Origin of the sequence: Streptomyces sp. NPDC085944, assembly GCF_040686295.1 — a bacterium.
In the GTDB taxonomy this organism is placed as follows: Bacteria; Actinomycetota; Actinomycetes; order Streptomycetales; family Streptomycetaceae; genus Streptomyces; species Streptomyces salinarius.
Window position 1 is genome coordinate 16666 of record NZ_JBFBJX010000023.1, and the last position, 18887, is coordinate 35552.

Below are 18887 nucleotides of genomic sequence, written 5' to 3' on the forward strand. Positions count from 1 at the left end.
GCGCGGATGACCGACAACGACCGGTTCGCCATGCTCGTGGGCGTGTCCGCGTACGACAGTGACGCGTACCCGGACCTGCCGCCCGTGCGCGCCGATCTGCACTACATGCGGGCCGTGCTGGAGAACACCGAGATCGGCATGTACAACGACTGCGCGATGGTCGCCGAGCCGACCCGCGCGGAGATGCTGCACGCCGTCGAGACGTACCTGAACGCGCGGCAGCCCAGCGAGACGGCCCTGCTGTACTTCAGCGGGCACGGCGAGTTCTGCGAGGACGACAACCAGCTGTACTTCCTGACCCGGGACACCGACCCGGACGACCTGCCGGGTACGGCGGTCCCGGCGGAGTTCCTGGAGCGGATGCTCCAGTCGTGCCGGGCGGCCTCGAAACTGGTGCTGCTGGACTGCTGCTCCAGCGGCTCCGTCGTCCAGGGATGGACCGCCAAAGGGCCTACGGAGGAGCCCGCGCGGCCCGCGCCGAGCACACTGCTGCGGCCGACGGGCGTCTACTTCATCACCGCGTCCGACGCCCTCCAGTCCGCGTCCGCGATGGCGCCGGAGGGATCAAGCCTCGGTACGTCCCGGTTCACCGGGGAGATCGTGGAGGGACTACGCAACGGGCGGATCAAGGAGGGCGGTTGGATCACGCCGGACGACCTCTTCGAGTACCTGACCGCGCAGATGAGGCGCGACGGCGTGCCGGAGGAGCAGCGCCCCACCAAGTCCACGATCAGGGCCACGAACCAGCTGCCCTTCGCCCGGTCGGTGGCCCGCCCGGTGCACCTCCCGACGCTGCCGCGCGACGCGGCCGAGGCGGCTCGGAGGTCCCCCGCCCTGCTGAAGGCCCGGGAACTGGCCGCGCTGGACGCGCGGGACGGCGTCGACTGGGAGCGGCTGCTGCGGTACTACGCGCAGTGCCTCACCGCTCAGTCCGCGTCCGGCATGCGGCCCGACCGGGACAGCGGACGCGGCTCGAAGTACTTCCTGCTGGGCCAGGGCGAGGAGACCATCCAGTCCGGGCGGGGTGCCGTCTTTCCCGCCCCCGGGACCTTGCCGAAGCCGCAGGGCGGGTCGGCCGGTGCGAGCGGCGGTGACACGGGGGCGCAACAGGAGTACTGGTACGGCTATCCCGCGATCACCCTGCCCGTACGCGACGGCGGGGCCCGGGGACGCCGTACGACGGTGGAGCTGGCGCCGCTGCTCATCCAGCAGATGGAACTGGCCCCGGACGAAGAGGGCCGGGACGTGCTCCGGCCCAGTGGCGTTCCCTCCCTGCACACGGGTGTCGTCTCGGAACTGCTCGACGCGGGCGACGCGGCCGACCTCATCGCACACTGGCAGCCGTCCTGGCAGGAGGGCAACGACGCGCAGATGCTGCGCGCCGTACGGGAGTTGCTGGAGACGCTGGGGCTCCCGGAGCTGGAGCCGCTCGATCCGTCCGCGCTCAGCGAGCGGACGGTGATGCAGGCGCTGCGGCCCGGCGCGCACAACGCGGCCGCCCTGCTGGTCCCCTCGGGCGTGGAGGCCAAGGCCACCGAGGCTCTGGTGGACAACCTGCTGCAGATGTCGGCCCGGACCGGGCAGATCCCCGGCACCGCCCTGGACGCCCTGCTGAGCGGCGGCGAGGGCGGTGCGCGGGGCGCCTCCGTCGCCGTGGTGGCTCCGGGGCCGTGCAACGAGAGCCAGGAGTCGGTCATCTCCTCGGCGATGACGCGGCCCCTGACGGTGGCGACCGGGCCGCCCGGCACGGGCAAGAGCGAGGTCGTCACCGCCGTCGTCACCACCTGTGTCGCCGCCGGGCAGTCCGTGCTGGTCGCCTCGACGAACAACAAGGCCGTCGATGTCGTCGCCGAACGCTGCGACGACATCGCTCCCGGGCTGCTGATGCGGACGGGCAACGCCGAGGCACTGGTGCGGGAGGCGGCCAAGCTGGAAGGGCTGCTGGGCGAGCCCGTCCAGGCGCCGCGACGCGGTTCGGTCACCGTGGGCGGGCAGTTGCGCAGCGCGCGCAAGACCGCCGAGGGGCTGCGGGCACAGGCTGCGCGACACGTCGGCGAGGAGGGTCGCCTGCTGGAGCTGCTCCGGGACCGGGCAGAACGGGCGGAAGCGCTGGAACTGCCGCTGCCGCTCCTCGAACGGGTGTGGGCGGCGGCGGGCGAGGACGGTTCGGTCGCTCTGGGGCGCTGGGAGGACCGGGCGCGGAAGGTGGCCGGTGCCCCCTGGTGGCTGTTCGGCCCGTGGCGTCGGGGACGGGCGCTGGCCGCGCTCGTCGCGGCGGCGACCGCCGGCGCGGAAGAGGACCGGCCGGGCGTGCCGGACCTGCCGGACCTGCCGTCGTGGCCGGAGTGGGCGACCGGGCGGCCGGTGCCGGCTGAGTTGCTGGAGTCGCTGGCGGACACCGTGGCCGTGGAAGCGGAGGTGCGGGCGCTCGTCCCCCGGCAGACGGGATGGGACGAGGACGGGCTGCGACGGTCACGGCTGGAGGCGGCGGGCACGCTCTCCGAACTGTCGGCGGAGCTGTCGCGGGCGCTGTCCGCCGAGGCGCTGACGCGAGGGCGGGCCCTCATGCAGCAGCGGCTCCAGGCACTGCGGAGCCGCTCGGGGTTCCAGCGCAGCCAGAAGAACCTCATGGCGCACATCAAGGGGTGGGCCGTCAGCACGCACTCGGTGCGGCAGCTGGAACTGACCCCGAAGCTGTTCGACCTCGTCGTCATCGACGAGGCGAGCCAGTGCTCCATCCCGTCGGTGCTTCCACTGCTGTTCCGGGCCCGAAGGGCGCTGATCATCGGCGATCCGATGCAGCTGGGGCACATCCCCGGCGTGTCACCCCAGCAGGAACAGCGGGCGCGAGTCCGGGCCGGGCTGAGCGCGGCGCAGCTGGAACACCACCGGCTCACCTACCACGTCTACTCCTCGTACCACGCGGCCGAACAGCACGGTGACTCCGCGCTGCTCCTCGACGAGCACTACCGGTGCCACCCGCGGATCGCCGACATCGTCAACGGCTACTGCTACGCGGGCCAGTTGCAGGTGCTCACCGACGTACGGCGACAGGTCCCGGCCGTCGACCCGGCGGGAGCGGCCGATCCGGCACCCGCGCTGGGCTGGGTCGACGTGCCGCGCGGCGAGTCGGCGCTGGGTGGCAACGGGCGGTCCTGGCGCAACCGGGCGGAGGCGGAGGCGGTACGACGGGTGGTGGACGAACTGCTGGAGCGGCTGCCGCAGGACGCCACCGTGGGTGTGGTCACGCCCTTCCGGGCACAGAAGGAGGCCTTGGCGCGGGTGTGGCGCGACGACGACCGCGTCCGGGTCGGCACCGTGCACGCCTTCCAGGGCGGGCAGCGCGACGTGATGGTGCTGAGCCCCGTGGCCACGCACAACACCCCGCCGAGGAGGACCCATTGGGTCGCGAGCCAGGTCAACCTGTGGAACGTGGCGGTGACCCGGGCGAAGTCCCAGCTGATCACCGTGGGCGCACACGCATTCTGGCAGGGACAGAGCGGACTGCCGACCCTGCTCGCGGACCGCTCGGCGCTCCTGGGTGCGGACACCGACGAGGCCGAGGGGCCGGTGGTGGCGGCCACACCGGCGACCGGGTTCCGCGAGGAACTCGCCGACCGGCTCCAGCAGTACCTCGTCGAGCGCAGGATCACCGACCTGGAGCGGGCGGCAGTGGTCGGCGGCCACCCGGTGGACCTGCTGTTCACCGAGGCCGGGCAGAACACGGCGGTCCTGATCGACCTCGGCCCGTCACCCGGTACCGACCCGGCACGGCACCTGCGGCTGACCCACGCGCGGGGCGACCTCCTGACCGGGCTCCCGTCCGGGGGCCACGGGGCGAAGACGTGCCCGGTGGGCCGCGTGGTCCGGATTCCCGCGTGGCGCGTCCTGGCGGGCGAGGAGCTCCTGGCGCCGGTGTTCGACTGAAACAGGAGCGGCCCTTGCACAGGGGCCGGTTCAGGTGCCGGGCAGGGACCGGACGACGTGTGTCATGTGCTGGACGCCGCCTGCCCAGAGCCATTGGGTGTGCGTGCCGGTGCCCTCGCTGTCCGTCGTGGGCCCCTCGGCGCAGTCGCGGAACCATGTCTCCCCGGCGCTCGCGACCGCTGTGCGAAAGTCCGGCAGGTCACGGATCCGGCGGGCGGCTCTTCGGATGCCCGCCGTACGGTCCGGCCCTCCGTTCAGCACCTTGCACAGCACGAACGAGCGGTCGGTGGTGTAGCGGAGGACGCCCCAGGGCGGGCCTCCGTTACCCGGTTCCGTGGCCAGGGCTGCGGGAGGCTGCACTCCGTAGTCGCCATATCTCAGCCGCGAGAGGCGATCCCGGCGGGCGGCCCGTATCTCGTGCCACGCGTCCCAGTCGGCGCGGGGCTCCTCGTGCGGCTCGCCGAACGGCATCATGTCGTCGTTGACCTGCGGGAACGCCCCGCCGAGTACGGCGACGGTCCGCCAGTCGCCGACCAGCGCCACGAGGGCGTCCAGAGCGCGCAGCGCCTCCTTTCCCGCGTCGGGGCGACCGGGCAGGACGGCGCCGAGGTCCAGCAGCAGATCGACGGGCACCTCCCGGTCGACCCGGCCCATCAGGGCCCCGACGGCCTCGGCGACGGCTCCGTCCCACTCCCCCGGCATGCGGACCCGGACACCGACCCCGCAGCCGCAGCGGCGGGCGGTCTCCAGCGCGGCCGTCTGCTGGACCTCGCCCCGCTCCGGACCGGTCACCGGGCGGAGCAGGTGGTTGAGCGCGCTGCACTCTGCCAGGATCTCGGCGAGTGCGGATGCCTGCGCGGCCTCGGCGAACGGGGCGTCGATCCAGCCCGGATGGCGTCGGTGCACGCCTCTCACCCGGCGCAGTTCCTTCTGCCAGTGGGCCTTCCTGAGCTGCGCCGGGGTCGCCCCTGGAGAGGGCGGAAGATTCCAGAGGGGCGCGACCGCCGCCTGGATGTCGGGCCGGAGGCGCTCGTAAGCCATCCGGGCATGCTGGCGGACCGGCAGTACGGGAACGTAGAGCGGTTCGGACATCGCGGCTCCCCCCCGGCACTGCCCGCGCGCTTTCCCTTCCCGTCAGGGTCCGCGACCCTCACGCCGTGGGAAAGAGAGCCCTTTCGGTCCGGATGGCTGAAGTGCGCAAGTACCTGGTGACGGTGTGAGGCAAGTTGTACGCTTCGTGATGCTCGGTGGTCGGACGTACCAAGTGGACGACTCACGGGGGGAACTGAGCAGCACTCAGGCCTGACTCAGGGACCGTCCGCCGTGCGCCGACCAGTTCGATGCCGGGTCGTCGTCGTCCGGCCGTTCCACGATGGGCGCGAGGCTTGAACCACCGCATACTCGGTCTCACGGTGCGCAACTTCCGCACCCTGACCGACACGAGGCTGCCGCTCGGGCCTTTGACCGTCATGGTCGGGCCCAACGCGGCGGGCAAGTCGAATGTGTTACACGCGTTGGAGTTCCTTGGGGACGTGACCCGGAGGGGGATCGAGCCGGCCTTCGGGGAACGCGGCGGATTCGAGGCTCTGGCGTTCCGCGGCGGTGCGAAGCCGGTGTCACGGATCTCGGTCGGCGTCGAGGGCGTCTGGTCCGACTTCGCCTCGGAGGAGACCCCGGACCGCTACGAACTGAGCATCTCTCGGCGTCGGCTGGCTTCGACGGACCGTGGAAGGCCGCAGTACACGACGTACCGTCAGGAACGGTTCACCCAGCATCCGGTGGACGGCGCAGAGACGTCTGTCGAGCTGACCAGTGGCTCCCTGACCCTCGACAGTCCCGTGGAAGCGGAGCGGGCCTGGGGACCTGCCAGTGTCGGGCCGATGGCATCCGCCCTGCACGGGGGCCAGGCGCTGCCCGAGGGCCTCCCGTCGGCACACGCCATGGAGAACGTCAGGCGCCATCTGTCTCAGATCCGGGTGTTCGACCCGGACGTACGAGAAGCCCGTAAGCCGTACGGCATCAGTGAATCGGGCCGCTTCCTGGCGAGCAACGCGGCAAACCTCGCCGACTTCCTGAGAGGACTCCAGGAGGACGGAGACGCCTGGGAATTCCTGCTCGAGGACGTCCGGAAGGTGGTGCCGCAGATCCGCGACATCCACCTGGTGACGCCTCCCGACTTCGCCTCCCACCGAACGGCGGTGGAGTTGGAGGAGGAGGGACTGCGGGGTCGCACCCGTCTGACGGAGGCGTCCTGGGGCACCGTACGCATCCTGTGCATGCTAGCGATCTTCCATGACCCGAATCCCCCGCTGCTCACCTGCATCGAGGAGATCGATCACGGGATCCACCCGCACGCGCTGAGCCTCATGGCCGAACGCCTCCGAGAGGCGAGCGAGCGGAGCCAGTACCTGGTCACCACGCACTCCCCGGTCTTCGTCAACGAGTTGGAACCCGAGGAGTTCGTGCCCTGCGAACGTCGGCCCAGCGGCGCTTCCGTGATTCCCGCGCGTAAGGCCTCCGACACCCGTCGAGTGGTCGAGGCGGCCGAGTACGAACCCCTGGGCAACATCTGGTTCTCGGGTTCGGTGGGAGGGGCACTGTGAGCCCCGCCCCGCGTGGGCGACGGTCGGTCATCGTCGTCGCCGGTGAGAGCAGGAACGACCGCGAAGTCCTCCAGCACCTGATACCCGCCCTCCACCCCAGGTGCCCCAAAGTCGTGGCGATCAACGACAGGATCAAGCTGGCGCCCGCGCTGCTCCAGCTCAGCCCGCGCGTCGAGACACTGCGCGACAGTGCCCTGCGCATGGCGGCTGGGTGCGACGCGGAGCTTGTCGGCTTCGTCGTCCACGCCGACCTGGATGAGGTCTCGGACAAGATGTACGACCAGGTGCGGGAAAGAATCACGACCCAGCTGCGCAAGACCCTGCCCTGCCGCAGCGCACTGGCTCTGTCCGCCGTCGAGATGGAGTCCTGGCTGATGCTCTTCCCGGACGCGTTTCCGAAGGTGAGACGCGGCTGGTCCATGCGGCAGGAGGATCGCCGTAAGGACCTCACCAGGCTGGCGAACCCCAAAGAGCACCTGAAGAAGCACCTCGGCAAGCCTCCGTACCGGGAATCCGACTCCCCGAGGATCATGGAGGAGGCCGTGAAACTGCGCCAGGTCAGCGCACGTCCGCCCGGCAACAACAGGTCCTTCAGAGACTTCGCGGACCAGCTGGCCTCCTGGAAGAACAGGTAGGAAACGGCCACTCCCCTGAAGGGATCAGGGCCCCGGTCCCTCACCGACCGGGGCTGTCACTCATCCCCTATACGGTGGTATCGATCACCAGGGCACCGGCATCGCAAGGGGGACCGTCGTGAAGCCCACCATGGCCGCCGCGCAGCTCCGCGGCAGTTTGACGCAGTACCTCACGACGACGTACGCCCTCGCCGACGAAGACACCCGCGGCGCGCTCGAACGCTTCCTCGGGCATCCCGAGACCGGTATCTTCCGCGGGCCCTACCTGCGGATCAGGACGCCGTTCCACCTCGCCGACGACGGCTGGCAGCGGGAGCTGGAGTGGTCGGCCGGTTTTCCGGGGTTCGCCCCGTGGCGGCACCAGGCCAAGGCGTGGGCGCGGCTCTCCACGCTGCACGGGCCCGCCCGGCCGACGCTGGTGACCACCGGCACCGGGTCCGGCAAGACCGAGTCCTTCCTGATCCCCGTACTGGACCACTGCCGGCGGCAGAAGGCCGAGGGGCGGGCCGGGATCAAGGCCGTGCTGTTGTACCCGATGAACGCGCTCGCCACCGACCAGGCCGGGCGTATCGGGGAGTACCTGGCACGGCCGGAGCTCGCCCAGGTCACGGCGGGCCTGTACATCGGCGACCGACCCGACACCGACTTCCGGCGGGTGATGACGCGACGCGAGGAGATGCGCGTCTCGCCGCCCGACGTGCTGATCACCAACTACAAGATGCTCGACCTGCTGTTGCAGCGGGGCGAGGACCGCAGCCTGTGGGACGGCGCCGAGCCCGCGTACGTCGTCCTGGACGAGTTCCACACGTACGACGGCGCCCAGGGCACCGACGTGGCGATGCTGCTGCGCCGGCTGGCCGCCGCCACCGGCGCGTCCCGGCCCGGCAGGCCTCTGGGGTCGATCTGCCCGGTGGCGACCTCGGCGACGCTGGGTGAGGGTGCGCCGGGCGAAGAGGCCGAGGAGAGCGGGGGCATCCTCGACGTCGCGGCTCGGGTGTTCGGCATGCCGTTCCCCGCGGACGCCGTCATCGGCGAGGAGCGGATGACCGCCGACGAGTTCACCGGCGCCGTCGACTACGAACTGCCGGAACCGCCGAGCCCCCAGGAGGTCGTGGCGGTGTCCGGCGGACCGGACGTGGAGGCCCGCCCCGACCTGCTGGACCTGGACGCGCTCGCCACCCGGATGCTGGGCCGCTCCGGCCTGAACGCGTTCCGCGTCGGGCGGCTGCTGAAACGGCACGACTTCACCCACGGTGCGCTGTCGCTGCTCAGCGGTGATCCGGTGGACGAGTGGTCGCTGCGGGATCGGCTCGCCCGGTTCGGCTACTCCTGGGGCCGCACGGCGCGGGAGAACCCGAAACTCGTACTCCAGGCGCTGTCCCGGTTCGTGGCGCTGCTGTCGGCCGCCCGCGACCCGGACTCCGACGAGCGCCGGCCCCGACCCCTGCTGCACATCGAGGCGCACCTGTGGGTGCGGCCCGTGACCCGGGTGCTGCGCGGGGTGGGCCGCACCCCCGAGTTCCGCTGGTACGAGGACGACCGCACGGCTGCCCGCCGGGCCGCTCTCAACGCCGCGCCGCCCGGTGACGAGGACCCGGACGCCTCGTCCGGCGGCTATCCGTCGTCGGCGAGTGGCACGCCGCTGCCGGGCGCCGACACCGCACCGCGCCCGGCCCAGGTGCACCTGCCCGCCGTGTACTGCCGCAACTGCGGGCGATCGGGGTGGGCCGCCCTGTCCCCGGAAGCCGACCCGCAGCAGCTGGTGACGGCCCAGGACCGGATCTGGCGGGCCGGGGTGGGCCGGGACAAGCGGCGCCTGCGCTACTTCATCTCCGCCACCGCCCGCGAGCGACGGCAGGCCCTCGACGCGCTGACCGGTGCACGGCCCTCGGACGGTGGCGTCGACCCGTTGTCGGTGGTGGTGCTGGACGGCGGGCAGGGCACCTACCGACTGCCGGCCGCCGGGGACGACGACGGAGATCTCGTCGACGCCTGGTTCGCGCTGGCGGTGCTCGACAAGAAGGCCGCCGACCGGGCCGCCAAGGACGACCGCTGCCCGGCCTGCCACACCGACAACAGCATCCGTTTCCTCGGCACGGCCCGGGCGGCCCTCGCCTCCGCGACGGTCACCCAGCTGTTCACCGGCGGTGACATCGCGCTCGTCCCTGAGGAACGCAAGACGCTGCTGTTCAACGACTCCACGCAGGACGCGGCACACCGGGCGGGATACGTCGCCAACGCCTCGTACAAGTTCTCGCTGCGCTCACTGCTCGCCCACAACCTGGACGAGTCCGGCGCGCCGACCGCGCTGAACGACCTGATCGGCCACGTCCTGGACTCGGTGGACGACCCGGAGGCGCTGGCCGCCGTCGTTCCCCCCGACCTGCATGACGAGCCGGGCGTCGACCGGCTGCTGTCCGGCCGCGGCACCGGCGACGCGCGGACCTGGCGGCTGATCGGAGAACGGCTCGCGTTCGCGACGGTGATGGAGTTCGGGCTGCGCAGCCGCATGGGCCGGACCCTGGAGCTGACCCGGACCGCCGCCGCCGAGGTCGCCGTGACGGACCCGGAGCGGGTCACGGACCTGGCGCGGGACCTGCACCTGTCGCTGCCCGGCCAGCTGCTGGCGGTCGGCGGACTACCCACGCCCGAGCGGTATCTCGCGTACGTCCGGGGGCTGCTGGAGCGGTTGCGGCTGCGTGGCGCGGTGCGGCACCGGTGGCTCGACACGTGGATCAAGGAAGCCGGCGCCGACCGCTACCTCATCTCCGGACGCAGGCCGGACGGCATGCCCGCCTTCCCCGAAGGGGTCGCCCCGCCGAGGTTCCTGCTGGACGGGCAGAAGGACAGGACCGAGTTCGACTCCCTCACCGGACGCCTGGGGTGGTACCAGGACTGGACCCGCAGATGCCTCGACCTGGACGCGGCCGGGGCCACCGAATACCTGCGCAGACTGCTGCCCGCTCTCGCCGACGCGGGCGCCCTCTCGGTGCGGACCGCCCGGGACCGGCAGACCCGGGTCTACGGGCTGCAGCCGGGCCACATCGAGGTGCGGCTGCTCGACGACGCCGTCGTCAACAAGGCCTTCGTCGCCTGCGAGGACTGCCGCTGGCAGCAGGTCGTGACGCCCGAGCGCCGGACCCGCTGGTACGGGCATCCGTGCCCCCGCTACCGGTGCAAGGGCCGGCTGACCGCGCCCCACACCGACCGGTCCGCGGCCGACGCCGAGGTGTCCCGGTTCGGATCGGGCCCCCTCGTACCTGAGCGGGACTACACCCGCGACTACTACCGCCGCCTCTACCTGACGGGCGGCACGTTCCGCGTGGTGACCGCCGAGCACACGGGCATGCTCAGCCGCCCCGAACGGGAGCGCGTGGAAAGGGCGTTCAAGGCGGGTACGCACTACACCGACCCCAACGTGCTGTCGTGCACCCCGACGCTGGAACTCGGCATCGACATCGGCGACCTGTCCGCCGTCCTCCTCGGCTCCCTGCCCGCCGGCCCCGCCAACTACGTCCAGCGGGCCGGACGCGCCGGACGCCGCACGGGCAACGCGCTGGTCGTCACCTTCGGCGGACGCAAGGCACGCGACCTGTACTACCTGGACGAACCGCGCGAGATGATCGCGGGGACCATCCTTCCGCCGGGCTGCTACCTGTCTGCGGTGGAGATCCTGCGCCGCCAGTACTCGGCGCGGCTGCTGGACCTGGCGGCCCGCGGCGAGCTGCGGACCTCCGACGGCGAGGTGCTGGCTCCGCTCCCCCGGCTGTCCTCCGCCCTGTTCGGCACCAGCGGGTGGTGCGAGGACCTCGCCGACGCCGCGCGAACGCACGGGGCGGCACTGGTGGAGGACTTCCTGGCCCTGTTCCCCGACGGCAGCGACGTGCGGGACGCCGGCGGTCCTGACGGTGCGGGCGTCTCCGCGTACGCGGCGGAGGAACTCCGGGCGTACGCGACCAGCGGGATCGCGCGGGCGTTGCAGGAAGCCGAGGAGGACTGGACGGGGCGGCGCGAGGAGCTGCGCCGCAGGATCGCGGCGATCGACGAAGCCGCGGAGCAACTGGCCCAGTCCGACGAGTCGCAGGCCCGGGAGCGGCGCGAACTGCTCGCCGAGCGGCGGGGTGCCGGCGACCTGCTGCGGGAGCTGAGCCAGTCGAGCGCCCACGCCACCTTGGTGGACCTCGGGCTGCTGCCCAACTACAGCCTGACGGACACCACCACCCGGCTGGAGGCGACCCTGTACTGGACGGAGACCCCGGGCGAGGAGGACGACTCCGCCGGGGCCCAAGCCGCCGAGCAGGGCGCCGTCCGCAAGGTGTACCGCAGTGAGACGCGGGACTACGAACGGTCCCGCAAGCCGGCTCTCACCGAACTCGCCCCGGGCAACAGCTTCTACGTCAACGGCTACCGTCACGTGGTGCGCGCCCTGGACATCGGCAGTCCCGAGCGCCGCGCCTGGTCGGTGTGGCGGCTCTGCCCCGCCTGCGGATATGTCCGCACCGAGGAGCAGAACGCGGAGCAGAACACCGATCCGTGCCCGCGCTGTCACGGCCGGGAGATCGCCGACGCCGGGTGCGTCCAGCGCGTCCTGCGGCCCAGGCGGGTCCTGTCCCGCGACAAGCGCGACGACGCCCGGGTCCGCGACGACCGCGACGAGCGGGACCACAGGCGCTACGCGGTCCTCACCACCGTCGACATCGACCCCGACCGTCTGGCGCCCGGTTCCTGGCGGCACGACAGCGCCGTGTTCGGCGTGGACTTCACCCGCCACGCCACGATCCGGACACTGAACCTCGGGCTGGACCGCGAGGACGGCAGCAGCACGGTGCCGCTGGCCGGCCAGGACGTACGGCTCAACCCGTTCTACGTCTGCACCGAGTGCGGCGGCGCCACGGCGGACGGCCGGCCGGTGGTGGACACGCCGCAGCACGCCCTCACCGAGTCGCTGGCGGCGAGCACTCCGGCCGCGCAGCACCATCAGTTGTGGTGTGCGCGCCGCCGTGTCCGCAGGCCCGTCACCGGTGCGGGCGAACAGCAGGGCAGGGGCCAGGACGTGCCGCTGCTGCTCGCCCACGAGCTGACCACCGAGGCCGTGCGCATTCTGCTGCCCGCTTCGGTGGCACGCGTCAAGGAGCGGCTCGCGTCGTTCACCGCCGCCCTGTTCGTGGGGATCGCGGCTCGCTACGGCGGCGATCCCGACCACATCGACATCGCCGAGGCGACCATGCCCGACCACGGGGACGACCTGGACGCGGACTGGCCGAGGCGCTTCCTCGTCGTCTACGACCGGCTGCCGGGCGGCACGGGCTACCTGCACCGGCTGTCCTCCGCCGACGGCTTCCGGGACGTACTGCTCAAGGCACGGGACGTCATCGAGCGCTGCGCCTGCCGCGAGAAGGGGCTCGACGGCTGCCACCAGTGCCTGCTGCGGCGCGTGCCGGCCGCCGACTACGACAAGGTCAGCCGGAGCGAGGTCCGCCAGATGCTGGACGAACTGCTGGGCGCCGACGGTGCCGGTTGGCGCACCTCGCCGGTGGCGACGACCCGTCACATCCCGCTGCAGCGGCAGGCCGAGAGCGACCTGGAGATCCTCTTCATCGACACTCTCCAGGACTGGGCGAAACTGGCCGAGTCGAGGGCCGCGGCGGACACGTACACGACCTCCGCCGGTACGTACGCCCTCGACCTGCGACTGACAGCCCCCGACGGGGCCACCGTCAGCTGGCGCGTCTCCCAGCAGCGGGCCCTGGACGGCACCCGGCCCGACATACTCCTCGAACGGCTGGACACCCCCGGCCCGCGCGTCGCCCTGTACCTCGACGGCTACGCGTACCACGCCACCCGCGAGCACAACCGGCTGGCGGACGACGCGATGAAGCGCACCAGGCTCCGGGCGGAGGGCCTTCGCGTGTTCCAGCTGACCTACCACGACGTGAAGGAGTGGCGGCAGCGGATCAAGGACACGGGGTACGCGGGAGCCGGCCCCGCAGACCCCGTGTGGGAGCCGTACGGCGCGGCCGGACAGCAACGGGCCCGCGACTACTACGACCGCGTGGGCCGGGGCCTGCCCGGTGAGCTCTCCGAGACGGTGTGGGTCAACCCGGCCCGGCTTCTGCTGGCCTATCTGCGCTCTCCCGACCCGGAGCGCTGGAGGCGGCGAGCCGAGGCGGCCGCCGCCGGGCTCAGCGGGGCGGACGGGGTCCGAGCCGCCGCGCTCACCGGCGAAGAGGCCGGCGAGGGGCTCAGGTCGGCGCTGCGCGGCGGCATGCCTGCCGGAAGCGCCGGACCCGTACGGCTGCTCTGCGGTCCCGACGCGTCGGGTTGCCGTCTGGTGCTGGCCGCGGACGGCAGGCGCACCCCTCCCGCGTGGACGGGACTCACCGTCCTGGACGACGGTGCCGCGGCCCTCGCCGACGAGCCGGCCCACAAGCGACGCTGGCGTGCCTGGCTGTACTGGAGCAACGTCCTGCAGTTCCTGGAGCACGGCGGTGGAGACAGCGGCCAGCTGACGACGAGCATGCTCGACGGCTTCACTCCCGAGGTCCTCACCCTGACCGGTGGGGAGGGCTGGCTGACGTCGACGCGTACGCCGGTGCCCTCGCCCACCGACGAACTCGCGCCCGTCGGGGTCGCCCCGGTGCCCGCGGTGCCTGCCGTCGGCAGTGGTGAGACAGTCGCGCCGAAACCCTCCGCGGACGAGGCACGCGGCGGCGACACACCGGGGCGGGACCCCGGCTGGGACCGGGTCATCGAGTACCTCGACCCGGAGGAGCCGGGACTCACGGAGCTGGCCCACGCACTGGCCGACGCCGCGGTGCCCTCGCCTCAGGACGGCTACGAGCTGGACGGTCACGGCTGGCAGGCCGAGCTGGCGTGGCCCGCTGCCAGGATCGGAGTGGTCCTCGGTCCTCGCGCGGACGGCAACGAGCCGGACTACGAGGCCCAGGACCGGGACAAGGCATTCTCGGCGGCAGGCTGGACGGTCCGCACCGCCGCCGAATGGGATCGGGCGGCGATGATCGCCCGGCTCAGGGAACGACGGCACGACAGCGACACCATCAGGGACGGGGAGCCGAAGCGATGAACACCTCCGGCGTCACACTGCGCCTGCTCGACAAGGCGGACAAGGAGATCCTCAGACTCCCCCGTACGGTCAAGGGCGCGTTCTTCGACTTCCAGCACAAGTTCCGGAGCAACCCCCACACCACCGGACTGAAACTTCAGCAGCTCAAGGGAGACAGCAGGCTCTGGTCGGCGCGCGTCAACGACGAGTACCGGGCGCTGCTGCTGCGGCTCGCCGACGACGACTGGCTGATCGTCTCCGTCAAGCACCGCAAGGACGTCTACAACCGGCTGTCGTACGGCGTCAACCAGGTCACCGGCGGCATCGAGTACGTGGACCTGGAGGTGGTCGAGGACAGCGTCCTGCGCCGCCTCCCCGCCCCGCCCGCACAAGCCCCGGCGAGCGCCGAACCGTCCACACCGGCGCAGCCCGAGCCGGCACGGCCCCTGCTCGCCGACTGGTCCGACGAGCAGCTGTCGGACCTCGGTGTCGCCGAACCCCTGCTGCCCGTCATCCGCACCCTCGCCACCGAGGTCCAGTTGCTGGGCCTCGTCGAGTACGCGCCGCAGCTCACCGGGGAAGTGCTCCTCGCCCTGTTCGACGGTGCGTCGTACGACGACGTCCTCGACCAGGTGACCCGGCCGGTGGCCGCCACCGAACCGGTCGACCCGGACGACTTCGAGGCCGCGGCACAACGGCCGGCGACGGTCGTCACCACCACCGACGATGCCTTGAAGGAGGCGCTGGAGAGCGGCGACTTCGGCCGTTGGAAGGTCTTCCTCCACCCCACCCAGGCCCGACTGGTCGAACGGCGCTACAACGGCCCCGCCCGGGTGGGCGGCGGCCCCGGCACCGGCAAGACCATCGTCGCGCTGCACCGCGTACGGCATCTCGTACGGCAGCTTCCCCCCGGCCGGGACAAGCCCGTTCTCCTCACCACGTACAACAAGAACCTCGCCGCCGACCTGCGCGCCCGGCTTCTGGAGCTGGGCGGCGAGGAACTGCTGAGCCGGGTCGAGGTGAGCCACGTCGACCAGCTGGCCCTGCGCATCGTCCGCGAGGCGGAGCCGGGCAGCGGCAAGCAGGCCATCGACGACAGCCAGGCGGTGCGCGAATGGCGCGGGCTGCTGGACGAGTTGGGAGAGGACGGCTGGGACGCGGAGTTCCTGCACGACGAGTGGACGCAGGTCATCCTCGGCCAGGCCGTCGGCACCCGCACCGACTACTTCAGGGCCCGGCGCGCCGGACGCGGCAGGAACATCGGCCGTGCCGAGCGGGCCGAGATCTGGCAGCTCGCCGAGCGCTTCACCCAACGGCTGGACCGACTCGGGCGGCAGACCTGGGACCAGGTGGCAGAACGTGCCGCACGGTTGGAGATCGGCCGCGAACAGCGCATCCAGAACATCGCCCGGCAGCGGGAGGAGGCGGGCGGCCTCGACAACATCCACCTCCAGGACGGCTCAGGGGGCTGGCTGCGCCACCGGTACCGGCACATCGTGGTGGACGAAGCGCAGGATCTGCGCCCCGCCCACTGGAAGATGCTGCGTGCGATGGCCCCTCGCGGCGCCGACGACCTGTTCCTGGTCGGCGACACCCACCAGCGCATCTACAAGAACCAGGTGACGCTGGGCAGTCTCGGTGTCAACATCCGCGGACGGTCCTCGAAGCTGAGCCTCAGTTACCGCACGACGCGGCAGATCCTGCGTTCCGCCCTCGGTGTGCTGGGCGAGACCACGTACGACGACCTCGACGGCAGCGAGGAAACGCTGGCAGGCTACCGGTCGGTGCTCAGTGGAGGGCTTCCGGCCGGGCACGCCTTCCCGGACTGGGCTTCCGAGCGGGAAGGCGTGGCCGCGCTCATCGAGGAGTGGGACGCCGACTCGGACACGGCCATCCCGCATGAGCAGATCGCGATCTGCGTGCCGACGAATCAGATGGCGGCCGAGATGGCCTACACGCTGAAGCTGCACGGCATCGACTCGGTGGAGATCCGCTCCGACGGCCCGAACGGCTCCACCGGGGTGCACATCGGCACGATGTTCCGGTTCAAAGGGCTCGAGTACCAGCGCATGGTCATCGCGGGGGTGACGGACGGACTTGTGCCACGCGAGACCGTCAACAGCCTGCGCGACAGGGACCCCGTCCGTTACCGGCACGAGATCCAGCGCGCCCGGTCCCTGCTCTTCGTGGCGGCGACACGGGCCCGCGACAGTGTGGACGTCTTCTGGCACGGAAAGCCCAGCCCGTTCCTCGACGACTCGTGGGTCGCCTCGTCGGCGTCGCCATCCTGAGAGTGAGGCCTCCTCATGGGCCCCCGGCCGTCCCGGCGTCAGAGCCGTGTCCCAGCAGCCCGTGCGGTCACATGCCCACACCACGGCACCCCTTTGCCGCAGGCACCAAAATCTGTACGCACCCAACAAAATCGAGCACCGTGTCGATATGTATGACGTGCGGAGTGGGCGATACGTGCAAACTGTTGACGCTCGGCCTCCAGCGCACAGCCCCGGCCCGCCGCGCTGTCCTACGTCGAGCAAAACCGAAAGAGCATCCGTCAGCCGTGGGGGTACTCTGGGGCTTTTCTGGGACGTTCGGCCTCATCAACCGGCACGAGCGGGAAACAGCTGAAAGACCATTCACCCAGGTCAGCAACCGATTCCCTCACAACGTTACAGGTCACCGAGCTGGCTGGTCTCTCCCGGGACATCTGATCGGAGCGATGTCGTGCCCCTTGGAGGCAAGGGGCACGACATCACAACATGCCAGCTGACCTGCGGATACCCACCTTCACGATCCTCCACTGATCACCGTTGTTTTCAGCGCCTTGTGCAACACACGTGCAAGATGATCTTGAATCGTTGACGACACGTCAGAGATATCCGAGCATCCGTCATCCATCCGTCATCCTTCACGGAGAGTCATCGTCGGAGTGACCTCGCAACGTCCGAGGAGCGGCGGTGACGGTGGCGTCCCACGTCCCCGTCGGCAACCCGCAAGTACGGTTCGTGTCGATGCATTCGCCGCCCACGAAGTATCGGGCCATGTTCGATCCGCACCTACATGCGTTGGCCGCGGCGATCCGTGCGGCTCGGCCGGACGTCGGTGCAGCCGTCCCGGCGTGATGGGGCGAGTAGACATTCATCCAGCGTCGCGATGTCCCGTCTCGAGCGCTTTGCCACTACGGGCCTTGCTGGCGAACAATCTGGCTACTGGCGGCGCTGCCCCGTGGCGGTGCCCGCAGCGACACACGGCGCCCCGCATGCACGAGTAGGAACGAGCTGGTTTGCCGGGCCAGGAGTTGCGCAGTGCCTCCCAGGCCCGGTTACTGGAGCGGCCCACGGTGAGCGGCTCATCTGGATCAAATTGTTGGCGGGGCCTGCAGCCCTTTCCTTCTCGGTCCTCCTGAGGCTCCCCACGCCGGAAGTCGGCCTCACGGTGTCCAGAGGGGGGCCGGACGAGGGTCCGGAGGAGCTGACAACAGGGATGACACACCCCCGGGGACGCCGAGCTTCGCCAGAGCCCGGTTGAGCGAGGCTGACTCGGCATCGCACATGCGGGCGATCAGGCTCGTCTGCTCGGGCAAGAGGATCCTCCGGGGGATCACGATGGTCTCGCGGACCCTGTCGAGAGGCAATCCGCACTGAAAGCCCTGTCCGGCGCGACGGGGCGCGTCCTCGTCCGGCGGGAGGGGCAGGCGTCGGTGGGCTGCGTTCGAGACGACGATTCCAGCGACATGGGTGTACTCCTTCAGAACGGGTCCAAGCAGGAACGCGGCATCCACCGCGTCTGCTCCGACGAACAGCTCCCGTGGTCCTTCCTCACCCACACCAAACCGACTATCCATCCAAAAACGCCACAGAACTAACGAAAACCTCAGTAGGCGTCGTTTCACTTGGTGAATCGGCGGCCGTGGATACGGCTGGCAGCGATAGCCGTGAACCGCTCTGTGCCAGCCGGGGCGCGTGTTTATCGGCTCGGCCCTCTGCCGGTCGCCTTCGTGTGGCTACGGAGCAACCGCTTCACATCGCCGGGTCTGGGCGTCGAAGGCCAGGGAAGGCGGCGGGGGTTGCCCAGCCGCGTAGTACGGCATCGATCGTTGACCGGAATGCGGTCTCGGCTGCGGTGCCGTCGAGACCGCCGGCCAGTTCGAGGGTCACTAGCCCGTGCAGGGCGACCCACAACGAGACGGCGATCAGTGTGGTGTCGCCCGCGAGGATCTGGTCCGTCACGGCACGCTCGATTGCCGCGACGAGTGGTCGCACCGGGTCTCGGTCGCCGACCCAAGTCGACGGTACGAAGGACTGCGCGCCACCGAACAACACCGCGTACAGGTGGCGGTGTTCGCGTCCCCAATGGCGATACGCCACGGCCAACGCGTACAGATCCTCCAGGGCGGCCTCCGAGCCGGGAACGGCCGTCAGGTCCTGGAACAGGCTGTCGACCGCTTGGGCGCGCACCTCGCGGATCAGTCCGTCCTTGCCCTGGAACAGGGTGTACACCGCCGCCGTCGACGTTCCGGCGGCGGTGGCCAGCGCACGGACTGTGACCGACTCCTGCGGGCGGGTGGCGAACATCTCGGTCGCGCATGCGACAAGCCGTTCTCTGACGGCGGCGTCGTTCGTTCTCGGCCTTCCCATGGGAAGCAGTTTACCCAGGCTGATA

The 18887-nt window shown here is 70.9% G+C and carries 7 protein-coding genes; 5 read left to right on the top strand and 2 right to left on the bottom strand.

Annotation, left to right across the window (positions count from 1 at the left end):
* Positions 1–6: 6 nt before the first annotated feature.
* The gene (locus AB0P07_RS32500) at positions 7–3927 is read left to right on the top strand and encodes an AAA domain-containing protein (protein ID WP_365556917.1); all 3921 of its coding nucleotides are present in this window, start codon (positions 7–9) and stop codon (positions 3925–3927) included.
* 30 nt (positions 3928–3957) lie between these two features.
* Here the strand turns inward: AB0P07_RS32500 and AB0P07_RS32505 are convergent, their stop codons facing one another.
* Positions 3958–5019, bottom strand: coding sequence for a beta family protein (locus AB0P07_RS32505; protein WP_365556920.1), 1062 nt, complete (start codon positions 5017–5019; stop codon positions 3958–3960).
* A gap of 320 nt (positions 5020–5339) precedes the next feature.
* On the opposite strand from AB0P07_RS32505, the gene AB0P07_RS32510 reads away from it, so the two are divergent.
* From AB0P07_RS32510 to AB0P07_RS32525, 4 genes are all read left to right on the top strand, one after another.
* The gene (locus AB0P07_RS32510; RefSeq protein WP_365556922.1) at positions 5340–6530 is read left to right on the top strand and encodes an AAA family ATPase; all 1191 of its coding nucleotides are present in this window, start codon (positions 5340–5342) and stop codon (positions 6528–6530) included.
* A gap of 113 nt (positions 6531–6643) precedes the next feature.
* Positions 6644–7165 (top strand): hypothetical protein, encoded by a 522-nt coding sequence (locus AB0P07_RS32515; protein ID WP_365556925.1) that lies wholly within the window; start codon positions 6644–6646, stop codon positions 7163–7165.
* A 118-nt stretch (positions 7166–7283) separates the two neighbouring features.
* A complete protein-coding gene (locus AB0P07_RS32520; RefSeq protein WP_365556928.1) occupies positions 7284–14249 on the top strand; it encodes a DEAD/DEAH box helicase in 6966 nt (2321 codons plus the stop codon).
* Positions 14246–16519: a UvrD-helicase domain-containing protein gene (locus AB0P07_RS32525; protein WP_365556931.1), complete on the top strand. Its 2274-nt coding sequence runs from the start codon at positions 14246–14248 to the stop codon at positions 16517–16519. The genes AB0P07_RS32520 and AB0P07_RS32525 overlap by 4 nt, the downstream gene beginning before the upstream one ends.
* Positions 16520–18244: 1725 nt before the next feature.
* Here the strand turns inward: AB0P07_RS32525 and AB0P07_RS32530 are convergent.
* Positions 18245–18862, bottom strand: coding sequence for a TetR-like C-terminal domain-containing protein (locus AB0P07_RS32530; RefSeq protein ID WP_365556932.1), 618 nt, complete (start codon positions 18860–18862; stop codon positions 18245–18247).
* Positions 18863–18887: the final 25 nt, after the last annotated feature.